Origin of the sequence: Terracoccus luteus (assembly GCF_003635045.1) — a bacterium.
In the GTDB taxonomy this organism is placed as follows: Bacteria; Actinomycetota; Actinomycetes; order Actinomycetales; family Dermatophilaceae; genus Terracoccus; species Terracoccus luteus.
The window spans coordinates 222,507-234,427 of the sequence record NZ_RBXT01000001.1 but is presented as its reverse complement, the minus strand read 5'-3'; the positions used below and the strand labels follow the sequence as shown (position 1 = coordinate 234,427).

Below are 11,921 nucleotides of genomic sequence, written 5' to 3'. Positions count from 1 at the left end.
CAGCCCGCGGCCGGGTGCCCGGCGGACGGGCCGGCCGGGCACCCGTGCGGGTGCGGGTGGTGCGAGGTGGTGCGGTGCTGCGAGGTGGTGCGGGACGACCGCGTCGGCGGTCGTCCGGGCGCGGGCGGCGAAGCGCCGCCCGCGCCGGGTCGAGCGGGGTGACCGGTTGGGTCAGCCCTTCTTGATGTTGGCCACGATCTCGGCCTGGGCGGCCTTGAAGCGGGCCTCGGGCGCGGCCTTGCCGGAGATGACGTCGGCGGCGGCCTGGCCGAGCGGGCCCCACACCGAGTTCATCGCGGGGATGTTCGGCATGGGCTTGCTGTCCTTGCCGGCCTCGAAGAACGCCTTGACGTCCTGGTTGCTCGCGGAGACCTCGTCGAGGGCCTCGGTCAGGGCCGGCGGGCGGCCGAGCGCGTTGAAGAGCTCGAGCTGGACGTCCTTCTTCGTGATGTAGTTCGTGACGAACTCCTGCGCGATGCTCGCGTTCTTCGCCTTGCTGCTGACGTAGAACAGCTGGACGCCGAGGAACGGCTGCATCTGGCCACCGCCGTCGAGCGTGGGCAGGTCGCTGATGGCGTACTTGATGTTCGCCTTCTTGGCGTTCGTCGTCGCCCACGGGCCGGTGATGAAGTACGGCGCCTTGCCGGCGTCGAACAGGCCCTCGGCGTTGTCGTCACCGACGTTGGTGGAGAGGATGCCCTGCTTGCCGAGCTGGGCGAGGACGTCGGCGCCCTTGATCGAGTCGGCGCTGTCGACGAGCACCTTGTCGGGGTCGTAGCCGCCGTCGGAGGTGGTCCCGAAGATGCCGCCGCCGAACGCGCTGAGGTACGGGTAGGTGTAGTACGCGTTGCCGGTCTTGCCCACCTGCTGGATGAGGACGTTGGTGACCTTGCCGCCGCTCTTCTGCTTGATCTCCGTGCCGGTCTTGACCAGCTCGTCCATCGTCTTGGGGGCGTCGGGCGCGAGGGCCGTGTTGCGCATGAGCGCGATGTTCTCGACGGCGTAGGGCACGCCGTAGTTCTGGCCGTTGAACTTTGCCGCGGCGATCGAGCTCTCGGAGAACTTGGCCGCGGTGTCGGCCGACAGCGAGATCGGGGCGACGGTGTTCTCCTGGACGAGCTCACCGAGCCAGTCGTGGGCACCGACGACGATGTCCGGGCCCTTGCCGACCTTGGTGGCGTCCTTGAACTGCTGGCGGGTGTCGACGGCGACCTGGACCGAGACGGAGATGCCCTGCTCGGCCCCGAAGGCGTCGGCGATCTTCTTCACGGTGGGGGCACGGTCGGCGTCGGTCCAGATGACGAGGTCGACGTTGGCGTCACGGACCGGCGCACCGGTGGTCGACGACGCGGCGGGCGCCGGGGCGCTCGTGGAGGTGCTCGAGGTGTCGCTCACCGTCGGTGCAGCGGAACCGGCGTTGGACGAGGGTGCGGGGCTGGACCCGCCACAGGCGCTCAGGGCCAGGGCGGCGACGCCCGAGACGGCCAGGGCGCCATAGGCACGCTTGTGCATGGAATCTCCTTTGAAACCAGGTGGCACACGCCGCCACCGGTGGCGGAACAGTAGCAAGAACTTGCAGGAAGCGAGAACCATCTTGCTGCAAGTTCTTGCACCGATCTGGTCTCAGCCCTCGAGACGGCCGGGGCGCCGGGGCGCCGCGTCGCACCCTCGGCTTCGTGAGCGAGCTGACGACGTCCGTCGCCGAGGGGGTGGCGCGGGGCGGGGTTGTCGGTCATGATGTGCTCGCCCGCCCGTCCGGGTGGGCACGCCCTTTACAACGGATCGTCCGGCACGTTCCTGCCGGTGAAGGAAGGCAATGAAGCCATGGCAACTGTGACGTTCGAGGACGCGACGCGTCAGTACCCGGGGAACCCCATCCCGTCGGTCGACAAGCTCAACATCGAGATCGCGGACGGCGAGTTCCTCGTCCTCGTCGGTCCCTCCGGATGCGGCAAGTCCACGTCCCTGCGCATGCTCGCCGGCCTCGAGGAGGTCAACGGCGGCCGCATCCTCATCGGTGACCGCGACGTGACGAACCTGTCCCCCAAGGACCGCGACGTCGCGATGGTGTTCCAGAACTACGCGCTCTACCCGCACATGTCGGTCGCCGACAACATGGGCTTCGCCCTGAAGATCGCCGGCGTCGACAAGTCGGAGATCCGCAAGCGCGTCGAGGAGGCCGCGAAGATCCTCGACCTCACCGCGTACCTCGACCGCAAGCCCAAGGCCCTCTCCGGTGGCCAGCGCCAGCGCGTCGCCATGGGCCGCGCGATCGTCCGCTCGCCCCAGGTCTTCCTCATGGACGAGCCGCTGTCGAACCTCGACGCCAAGCTGCGCGTGCAGACGCGCACGCAGATCGCCTCGCTGCAGCGCCGCCTCGGCGTCACGACCGTCTACGTCACCCACGACCAGGTCGAGGCCATGACGATGGGTGACCGCGTCGCGGTGCTCAAGGACGGCCTGCTCCAGCAGTGCGACACCCCGCGTCGCATGTACGACCACCCGGCCAACGTCTTCGTCGCCGGCTTCATCGGCTCCCCCGCGATGAACCTGCTCGCCGGCCCGGTCACCGACGGCGGCGCCGACTTCGGCGGCTACGTCGTGCCGATCTCGCGTGACGAGCTCGGCAAGGCCGGCAAGAACATCACGGTCGGCGTGCGCCCCGAGGACCTCGAGGTCGCCCCCGACGGCCAGGGCATCGCGGTGACGGTCGACGTCGTCGAGGAGCTCGGCGCCGACGCCTACATCTACGGCTCGACCAAGGCCAACCAGGTCACGACCGAGGGCGAGGACGACATCGCTAAGCCGTTCATCGCCCGCGTCGACGGTCGACGCCCCCCGGAGAAGGGCGAGGTCCTGCACCTCAAGCCCAAGGAGGGGCACATCCACCTCTTCAACTCCGAGTCGGGTGTGCGCATCGGCGACTGAGGTCGCCACACCACCAGCACGGACCAGCACGGACCAGCACGACCCCGCGGGCCGGCATCCATCTCGGATGCCGGCCCGTCGGCGTGTGCGGACCCGCACGCCCGCGCGTGGCGGGCACGCGGCGCTACTCTGCCCGTGTGGAGACCACCCGCACCGGCCGCCTCTGGCACACCGTCACCCTCGTCGTCGCGGCCCTCGGGCTCGTGCTGCAGATCGTCGCGATCGTGACGCGCACCGACCTGCTCGACCACTCGGCCGTCACGGCGTCGATGCCGGAACAGGTGCGCCGGTACTTCTGCTACTTCACCATCCAGTCGAACCTGCTCGTCGCGGTGTCGATGGCGCTCATCCTCCGGGGGCGCACCGACACCCGGCTCTTCCGGGTCGTGCGGCTGGCCTCGCTCATCGGTATCACCGTCACCGGCGTCGTCGCCTTCGTCGCCCTCGCCCCGTCGAGCAACTACACCGCCCTCAACCTGCTGTGCGACCGATTGCTCCACATCGCGGTTCCCCTGCTGACCGTCGTCGGCTGGGCCGTCTTCGGCCCGCGGGGCAAGATCCACCGTGACGACCTGCTGCCGGCGCTCGCCTGGCCGGTGCTGTGGCTGGTCGCGACCCTCGCCCTCGGCCCGGTCGTCGACTGGTACCCCTACCCCTTCCTGCGCGTCAACGAGATCGGCTGGGGCCAGACCCTGCTCAACTGCCTCGTCATCGCCGTGCTCTTCTTCGCCCTCGCCGCGGCCGCCCGGTGGGTCGACCTCCGCCTCACCCGCCGCCGCCCGGCATCCGTGACACGATGAGCCCGTGACGCTCGAGATCACGACGGCGCGGCCCGAGTCGGCGCTGCTCGACCTGCCCTGGTCCACCCCCCTGGAGGAGTGGCCGGAGAGCCACCTCGCCGCCCTGCCACGCGGCATCTCGCGCCACGTCGTCCGCTTCGTCAAGCTCGGCCCCCGGGTGCTGGCGGTCAAGGAGATCAAGGCCGACATCGCCGACCGCGAGTACGCGATGCTGCGCAACCTGCGCCGCCTCGACGTGCCGTCGGTCGTGCCGTTCGGCGTCGTGCACGGCCGCACCGACGAGCACGGCGAGCCGCTCGACGCCTGCCTCATCACCCGGCACCTGCAGTTCTCGCTGCCCTACCGGGCGCTCTACAGCCAGAGCCTGCGCCCCGACACGGCCGTACGCCTCATCAACGCCCTCGCCGTGCTGCTCGTGCGCCTGCACCTCGACGGGTTCTGGTGGGGCGACGTGTCGCTGTCGAACACCCTGTTCCGGCGCGACGCCGGCGCCTTCGCCGCCTACCTCGTCGACGCCGAGACCGGCGAGCTGCACCCGCGCCTGTCGAACGGCCAGCGCGAGCACGACCTCGACATCGCCCAGGTCAACATCGCCGGCGAGCTCATGGACCTCGCCGCGGGCGGCTTCCTCGAGGAGAACGCCGACCCGTTCGAGATGTCCGCGTCGATCATCGAGCGGTACCACACGCTGTGGGACGAGCTCACCGGCACCGAGCGGTTCAACACCGGCGACCGCTGGCGCGTCGACGAGCGCATCCGGCGCCTCAACGGCCTCGGTTTCGACGTCGACGAGCTGTCGATCACGACCGACATCGGCGGCACCGAGATCGTCATCACCCCGAAGGTCGTCGACGCCGGCCACCACTCCCGGCGGCTGCTGCGCCTCACCGGTCTCGACGTCGGCGAGAACCAGGCGCGCCGCCTGCTCAACGACCTCGACGCCTACGCCGCCGCGTCCGACCGCCAGGGCGAGGACGAGGAGATCCTCGCCCACGACTGGCTGGCCACCGTCTACGAGCCCGTCGTGCGCGCGGTCCCCCGCGAGCTGACGAGCCGGCTCGAGCCGGCCGAGGTCTTCCACGAGGTGCTCGAGCACCGCTGGTACCTCAGCGAGCGGGCGGGTCACGACACACCCATCACCGAGGCGCTGGCCGACTACCTCTCCAACGTGCTGCCGAGCAAGCCCGAGGAGAAGGCGGTCCTCGGCGTCGACACCGAGGAGATGCCGGTCATCAGCCGCACCGACTGACCCCGTCGAGAGGGCGCGTAGCCCCCGTCGAGAGCTCACTGCAGCGGCGCGCAGAGTCGCCCACCGGCATCCGGGCTCAGTCGCGGGCGTCGGATGCCGGGTCGCCCGGCTCGGTGAGGATCTGGCCGAACAGCACGGCCACCCACAGGGCGAAGGTCAGCACGTGCACGCCCGTGCACCACAGGCAGATGGCGTGGATGCGGAAGAGCTCGGCCCACACGAGGTAGAGGGCCATGCCGAGGCCGACCGTCACCCAGGCGAGGCGGACGGCGTCGAGGCGACGGTCGGCCCGGCGCCACGCCGCGGGGAGGCACAAAGCGAGCGTCACGGCGAAGAAGACGAGCCCGAGCGGGGCGACGGGGACGCCGAGGAACCCGCTCCACGGGCTCGAGGTCACCTTGGCGCAGTCGACGACGCCGTTGACGCTGCACGCGAGGGTGGCGTTGTCGGTGAGGTGCTCGTAGGTGAGGTAGGCCGAGACGAGCAGGCCGAGCACCGAGAGCGTCGCCGTCAGCGGGGCGAGCCACCGGGGCCGGCGGGGCGCGGGGGTGACGCCCGCGCCCGTCGCGGTCGGTCCGAGACCGGTGCGGGCGGCCACGGTCAGCGCTTCAGCAGCACCGAGGCCGACTGGACGCCGGCCGCGGTGCAGACGTTCGAGGGCTTGCCGCCGTTCTGCTGGCAGATCTGCGCGGTGATGACGTTGACGGCGGGAAGCACCGTCTTGCCGAGGTCGGAGTTCGGGTCGAGGATGCCCTCGATGATCTGGTCGTAGGTCTTGCCGTCGAAGGCCGTCGAGTCGACCGTGGCGCCCGTGGTGGCGTTGGTGCCGCCGTAGTTGATCCACGGGATGCTGCCGCCGGTGTTGTACTTCTGGAACAGCGCGGCGGCGTCGCCCTCGAGGGTCTGCAGCGGCTTGCCCTCGCGGTCCTGCGTCTCGACGGTCTTGAGCGAGACGTAGTCGCTCTGGTACTTCGCGTTGACGAACGAGAAGGTCGGGGTGTCGGGGTGGACGTCGGTGCTGCTGCTCGTCGTCTCGGTGATGCCGGAGAAGGTGCCGAAGCGGGAGAGGGCGCCGATGAGGGCCCAGCGCTCGACGGCGCAGAAGGGGCAGTACTCGGCGCCGACGTAGAGCACCTGCGGCTTGCCGTCGACCTTGATCTCGGTGGCGCCGTCGAGCTTGGCCGGGGCCTGCTGCGGGCTCGGGGCTGCGGCGTCGTCGAGCGTGGCGGCGGGGATCGACGTCAGCTTCTGCAGGGCCGAGGCGCCCGACCCGGCGGCGCTGCCGGCACCGCTCGGACGGTTGGCGATGACGGCGCCGAGCACGACGGCGATGATGACGACGATGACGACGACGACCGCCGCGATGAGGTTCTTGCGGCGGCGGTCCTTGCGGGCCTCTTCGGCGCGCATCTGCGCCGCTCGTGCGGAGGCTGCTGCCCTGGTGCTCTGTGCCACGACTCTCGTCCTTCGGTGTGCGCGTCCGACCCGGTCCCCGAGGCGGCTATCGAGGTCAGGGTAACGGCGTCACCTGAGCGAGCCCTCCGACCGGCATCCGGTGGAGGTGGTGCCCGATCACGGACGGTCGCCGATCACCTCCACCCGCGCGCACCGGCATCCGGTCGAGGTCGGGCGTCGCGCTCGGCCGCGACCGAACACCTCCACCCGAGCGGGCCGGGGTCAGCGGCGGCGGCGGCGCGCGATCTCGTAGAGCGTGACCCCGGTGGCGATGCCGGCGTTGAGCGACTCGGTCGCGGCGTGCATCGGGATCGAGACGATCTGGTCGCACGTCTCGCGCACGAGCCGCGACAGGCCCTTGCCCTCCGAGCCGGTGACGACGACGAGGGGCTGGTCGGCGAGGTCGAGGTCGGGCAGCTCGACGTCGCCGTCCATGTCGAGGCCGATGACGAAGAAGCCGGCCTTCTGGTACTCCTCGAGCGCCCGGGTGAGGTTGCTCGCCTTGGCCACCGGGATGCGGGCGGCCGCCCCGGCCGACGTCTTCCACGCCGACGCGGTCATGCCGACCGAGCGCCGCTCGGGCACGACGACGCCGTGGCCGCCGAAGGCCCCGACCGAGCGGATGATGGCGCCGAGGTTGCGCGGGTCGGTGATGCCGTCGAGAGCGACGACGAGAGGCACCCCGGGCGTCTCGGGGTCGATGAAGTCGTGCGGGTCGGCGTACTCGTACGGCGGCACCTGCAGCGCGAGCCCCTGGTGCACCGCACCGTCGGTGAGCCGGTCGAGCTCGCCCCGCGGCGTCTCGAGGATCGGCAGCCCGCGGCTTGTCGCGATCTTCAGGGCCTCGCGCACGCGGTCGTCGCTGTCGATGCGGCCGGCGACGTACATCGTCGACACCGGGATGTCGGCCCGCAGCGCCTCGACGACGCTGTTGCGGCCGGCGACGATCTCGCTGCTGCCCTTGGTGCGGCGCTGCGGCTTGCCGGCACCGCGGCCACCGCTCGAGGCGACCCGTCCGCCGGTGCCGCCGCGCTTGGCCTGCTTGTGCGCCGGGTGGTACTCGCGGTCGGCCGCCTTGGGCGTCGGTCCGCGGCCCTCGAGGCCGCGGCGGCGCTGGCCGCCGGAGCCGACGGTCGCGCCCTTGGTGTTCTTGCGGATCGCGCCGCGGCGCTGGCTGTTGCCTGGCATGGGGGTCCTGTCAGTTCTCGTCGGGGACGGCCGGGTCGCCGTGGTCGTGCCGGGTGAGGCTCCACTGCGCCCCGCCGGGGGTGTCGGTGACGGCGATGCCGACCGCCTCGAGCTGGTCGCGGATGGCGTCGGCGCGCTCGAAGTCACGCTCCTGCCGGGCGTTCTGGCGGGCGTCGAGCTGGGCCTGGACGAGGGCGTCGAGCGCCTCGGCGCCGACCCACCCGCCGGACCCACCGGCATCCGTCGCGGCGCCCCAGTGCTCGGCGCGCGGGTTGATGCCGAGCACGTCCGTCATGGCCACGACGGCGGCGGCCGCGTCGAGCGCCGCCTCGTCGTCGCCCTCGTCGAGGGCCGTGTTGCCCGCGCGCACCGTGTCGTGCACGACGGCGAGAGCGCCGGAGACCCCGAGGTCGTCGTCCATGGCTGCGACGAACGCAGCGGGCAGCCCGGATGCCGGGAGGTCGGCGACCGTGCCCCGCCTGGCCGCACGCTCGAGGAAGCCCTCGATGCGCTCGACCGCCGCACCGGCCTCGACGAGCGAGCCCTCGTGGTACTCGATCATGGAGCGGTAGTGGGCGGCGGTGAGGTAGTAGCGCAGCACGATGGGGCGCGTCGTCGTCAGCAGCTCGCGCACCTCGAGGGCGTTGCCGAGCGACTTGCCCATCTTCTGGCCGCGCACCGTCACCCAGGCGTTGTGCAGCCAGTACCGCGCGAAGCCGAGACCCGCGGCCCGCGACTGTGCCTGCTCGTTCTCGTGGTGCGGGAAGCGCAGGTCGATGCCGCCACCGTGGATGTCGAACTCGTCGCCGAGCCAACGCCGGGCCATGGCCGAGCACTCGAGGTGCCAGCCTGGCCGGCCGGCGCCGAACGGGGTCGGCCACGAGGCGCTCTCGGGCTCGTCGGGCTTGTGGCCCTTCCACAGCGCGAAGTCGCGCGGGTCGCGCTTGCCGCGCGGGTCGGCGTCGTCGGCGGCGACCATGTCGTCGAGCGACTGGCCGGTGAGCGAGCCGTACTCGGGCCAGGAGCGGACGTCGAAGTACACGTCGCCACTGCCGTCGGGGGCGGCGTAGGCGTGCCCCTTCTCGACGAGCGTCTCCATGAGCGTCACCATGTCGGGCACGTGCCCGGTGGCGCGCGGCTCGTACGTCGCGGGCATCACGCCGAGCGCGTCGAGCGCCTGCGAGGTCAGCCGCTCGTTGCGGTACGTCAGCGCGAACCACGGCTCACCGGCATCCGCGGCCTTGCGCAACACCTTGTCGTCGATGTCGGTGACGTTGCGCACGAGGGTGACCTCGTAGCCGTGGCCCGTGCGCAGCCAGCGGCGCAGCACGTCGAACGCGACGGCGAAGCGGATGTGGCCGATGTGCGGTGCCCCCTGCGTCGTGAGCCCGCAGATGTACATCCCGACCCGGCCCGGCTCGCGCGGCGTGAACTCACGCAGCTCTCGGGTGGCGGTGTCGAACAGGTGCAGAGTCACCCGCCACACTCTATCGGCGGCGCGCGCCCGTGCCCGACCACGCGGCGGGCGGCCGTCGGTACGCTGCGGGCATGCGCGCAGGGGACCCCGACGTGAGGATGCCGTCGTGGCCGAGCCCCGCCTGAGCAGCTACGACCGCCTCGACGGGCGCGAGGTGCGGGCGGTCATCGAGTACCTCGGTGAGCGCGTCGACCGCTACCTGCCCAACCACCCCGGTCTGCGCGCGGCCACGACCGAGCTGGGGTCGGTCGTCGGCCGGCTGCTCGAGCACACCGCCCGCACGATGCGCCGGCGGGCCGCCCTCACCGTCGTGTCCCGGGTGGGGGTGGGGCTCGTCGTCGCCGTGGCCCTCTTCGTGCTCGGCAGCGCCGTCGCGGATGCCGTGGGGCGGGCCGGGTCGGTGCGCGCCATCGAGTGGCTGCCGGTGCTCGAGAGCGGCGTCAACGACCTCGTCTTCGCTGGCATCGCCGTGTGGTTCCTGCTGTCGCTGCCCGACCGGGTCGTGCGACGCGACCTCATCGGCCATCTGCACCGGCTGCGGTCGATGGCGCACATCATCGACATGCACCAGATGGGCAAGGACCCCGCGCTGCTGCTGCCGCGGGCGGACCCGACCGGCGCCTCGCCGGGTCCGGTGAGCTACCCCGGGCGCGAGGTCGTCAGCCCCCGGGTGCTCTCGCCGCGCGACTACGCGCTCTACCTCGACTACTGCTCCGAGCTGCTGTCGCTGACCTCGAAGGCGGCGGCCCTGTGCGCCGAGGAGTCGACCGACTCCCTCGTGCTCGACACCGTGAGCGAGATCGAGACGCTGACGACGGGCATGAGCCGCAAGATCTGGCAGAAGATCAGCCTGCTGCACGACACGTCCCCGCGCGCCTACGGCGCCTGACCGGAGGCTCGTCCCCCGCCGCCCGGTCCCCGGTGGAGGGTCGTCGTCGTCAGGGCGACGACGACCCTCCACGGGGGTGGTGCCCGGCGCGGGTGCGGCGGTCAGTGACCGCGGCGGATCCACTCCTCGACGTCGGGCGCCTCGGCCCCGATCGTCGTCGCCGCGCCGTGACCGGTCAGCACGACGGTCTCGGGCGGCAGGGTGAGCAGCTTCTCCCGGATCGAGGCGACGATGGTGCCGAAGTCGCTGAACGACCGGCCCGTCGCCCCCGGACCGCCCTGGAACAGGGTGTCGCCGGTGAAGACGGCCCGCAGGTCGCGGGCGTGGAAGCACACGGCCCCCGGCGAGTGACCCGGGGTGTGCAGCACGACGAGCTCGACGTCACCGACCTGCACGACGTCGCCGTCGGCGAGGGGCAGGCCCGGCTCCAGGTCGGGGTGGGTCTGCTCCCACAGCACGTGGTCGTCGGGGTGCAGGGCCACGACCGCGCCGGGGTGGGCGGCGAGGAGGTCGGCCACGACGGTGACGTGGTCGTCGTGGGCGTGCGTGAGCAGCACGTGGGTCAGGCGCCGCTCGCCGACGAGCTCGAGGATGGGCGCGGCGTCGTGGGGTGCGTCGACGACGACGCAGCGCTCGTCGTCACCGACGACCCAGACGTTGTTCTCGACGTCCCACGTGCCGCCGTCGAGGCTGAAGGTGCCCTCGGTCGTCGTGTGCTCGACGCGCACCCCGCCCGGGGTGGTCGAGAGGTCGGAGAGCCCGGTCACAGCTCGACGACCGACCGCAGCACCTGGCCGCCGTGCATCTTGTCGAAGGCGGCCTCGACGTCGCCGAGGCCGATGCGCTCGGTGACGAAGGCGTCGAGGTCGAAGCGGCCCTGCTTGTAGAGGTCGACGAGCATCGGGAAGTCGCGGCTGGGCAGGCAGTCGCCGTACCAGCTCGACTTCAGGGCCCCGCCGCGACCGAAGATCTCGATCATCGGCAGCGTCACCTCGACGTCCGGGGTGGGCACGCCGACGAGCACGACGGTGCCGGCGAGGTCGCGCATGTAGAACGCCTGCTCGTAGGTCTCGGGGCGGCCGACCGCCTCGACGACGACGTCGGCGCCGTTGCCACCGGTGATCTCGCGGACGGCCTCGACGACGGCGTCGCGCCCACCGGCATCCTTGCTGTTGACCGTGTGCGTGGCCCCGAAGCGGCGGGCCTGCTCGAGCTTCGCGTCGTCGACGTCGACCGCGACGATGGTCGTCGCGCCGGCGATCGCGGCGCCGGCGATGGCGGCGTCGCCGACCCCGCCGCAGCCGATGACGGCGACCGAGTCACCGCGGGTGACCCCGCCGGTGTTGACGGCCGCGCCGAAGCCGGCCATGACGCCACAGCCGAGCAGGCCGACCGCGGCCGCGTCGGCCTCGGTCACCTTGGTGCACTGGCCGGCGTGCACGAGGGTCTTCTCGATGAAGGCGCCGATGCCGAGGGCGGGCGTCAGCTCGGTGCCGTCGGTCAGCGTCATCTTCTGGCTCGCGTTGTGGGTGGCGAAGCAGTACCAAGGCTTGCCCTTGGCGCAGGCGCGGCACTGGCCGCACACGGCGCGCCAGTTGAGGATGACGAAGTCGCCGGGCGCGACCTCGGTGACGCCCTCGCCGACCGCCTCGACGACACCGGCGGCCTCGTGGCCGAGCAGGAACGGGAACTCGTCGTTGATGCCGCCCTCGCGGTAGTGCAGGTCGGTGTGGCACACCCCGCAGGCGTCGATCTTGACGACGGCCTCACCGGGGCCGGGGTCGGGCACGACGACGTCGACGAGCTCGACGTCGGCGCCCTTGCTGCGGGCGATGACGCCCTTGACGGTCTGCGGCATGGTGCGGCTCCTTCGAGGACGGCCGGTCTCGGCGTGCGACCGGGGTTCAGCGCCGATCCTGCCAGCCGCGACCCCCG

11 protein-coding genes are annotated in these 11,921 nt (G+C 71.7%); 4 read left to right on the top strand and 7 right to left on the bottom strand.

The window, feature by feature from the left end:
* Positions 1-171: 171 nt before the first annotated feature.
* Positions 172-1,512, bottom strand: a complete 1,341-nt coding sequence (locus DFJ68_RS01140; protein WP_121030335.1) for a sugar ABC transporter substrate-binding protein — start codon at positions 1,510-1,512, stop codon at positions 172-174.
* 312 nt (positions 1,513-1,824) lie between these two features.
* Between DFJ68_RS01140 and DFJ68_RS01135 the strand changes: the two genes are divergently transcribed.
* The 3 genes from DFJ68_RS01135 (at position 1,825) to DFJ68_RS01125 (ending at position 4,977) form a co-directional block, all read left to right on the top strand.
* Complete coding sequence (locus DFJ68_RS01135; protein ID WP_121030333.1) at positions 1,825-2,928, top strand: ABC transporter ATP-binding protein; 1,104 nt, start codon at positions 1,825-1,827, stop codon at positions 2,926-2,928.
* Between the two features lie 137 nt (positions 2,929-3,065).
* A complete protein-coding gene (locus DFJ68_RS01130; RefSeq protein WP_121030331.1) occupies positions 3,066-3,728 on the top strand; it encodes a Pr6Pr family membrane protein in 663 nt (220 codons plus the stop codon).
* Positions 3,729-3,732: 4 nt separating this feature from the next.
* Positions 3,733-4,977: a DUF4032 domain-containing protein gene (locus DFJ68_RS01125; RefSeq protein WP_121030329.1), complete on the top strand. Its 1,245-nt coding sequence runs from the start codon at positions 3,733-3,735 to the stop codon at positions 4,975-4,977.
* 76 nt (positions 4,978-5,053) lie between these two features.
* On the opposite strand, the gene DFJ68_RS01120 is transcribed toward DFJ68_RS01125, so the two are convergent.
* The 4 genes from DFJ68_RS01120 to cysS all read right to left on the bottom strand — a co-directional run bounded on the left by DFJ68_RS01120 (position 5,054) and on the right by cysS (position 9,097).
* Positions 5,054-5,575: a vitamin K epoxide reductase family protein gene (locus DFJ68_RS01120; RefSeq protein ID WP_121030327.1), complete on the bottom strand. Its 522-nt coding sequence runs from the start codon at positions 5,573-5,575 to the stop codon at positions 5,054-5,056.
* Positions 5,576-5,577: 2 nt separating this feature from the next.
* Positions 5,578-6,387, bottom strand: coding sequence for a DUF929 family protein (locus DFJ68_RS01115; protein WP_121030324.1), 810 nt, complete (start codon positions 6,385-6,387; stop codon positions 5,578-5,580).
* A 267-nt stretch (positions 6,388-6,654) separates the two neighbouring features.
* Positions 6,655-7,620, bottom strand: coding sequence for a 23S rRNA (guanosine(2251)-2'-O)-methyltransferase RlmB (gene rlmB / locus DFJ68_RS01110; protein ID WP_121030322.1), 966 nt, complete (start codon positions 7,618-7,620; stop codon positions 6,655-6,657).
* Positions 7,621-7,630: 10 nt separating this feature from the next.
* A complete protein-coding gene (gene cysS / locus DFJ68_RS01105; RefSeq protein ID WP_121030320.1) occupies positions 7,631-9,097 on the bottom strand; it encodes a cysteine--tRNA ligase in 1,467 nt (488 codons plus the stop codon).
* Between the two features lie 106 nt (positions 9,098-9,203).
* Between cysS and DFJ68_RS01100 the strand changes: the two genes are divergently transcribed.
* Positions 9,204-9,986, top strand: coding sequence for a hypothetical protein (locus DFJ68_RS01100; protein ID WP_121030318.1), 783 nt, complete (start codon positions 9,204-9,206; stop codon positions 9,984-9,986).
* 101 nt (positions 9,987-10,087) lie between these two features.
* Here the strand turns inward: DFJ68_RS01100 and DFJ68_RS01095 are convergent, their stop codons facing one another.
* Complete coding sequence (locus tag DFJ68_RS01095; RefSeq protein WP_211333244.1) at positions 10,088-10,753, bottom strand: MBL fold metallo-hydrolase; 666 nt, start codon at positions 10,751-10,753, stop codon at positions 10,088-10,090.
* Positions 10,750-11,844: an S-(hydroxymethyl)mycothiol dehydrogenase gene (locus DFJ68_RS01090; RefSeq protein WP_121030316.1), complete on the bottom strand. Its 1,095-nt coding sequence runs from the start codon at positions 11,842-11,844 to the stop codon at positions 10,750-10,752. Before DFJ68_RS01090 ends, DFJ68_RS01095 begins: the two co-directional genes overlap by 4 nt.
* Positions 11,845-11,921 lie beyond the last annotated feature (77 nt).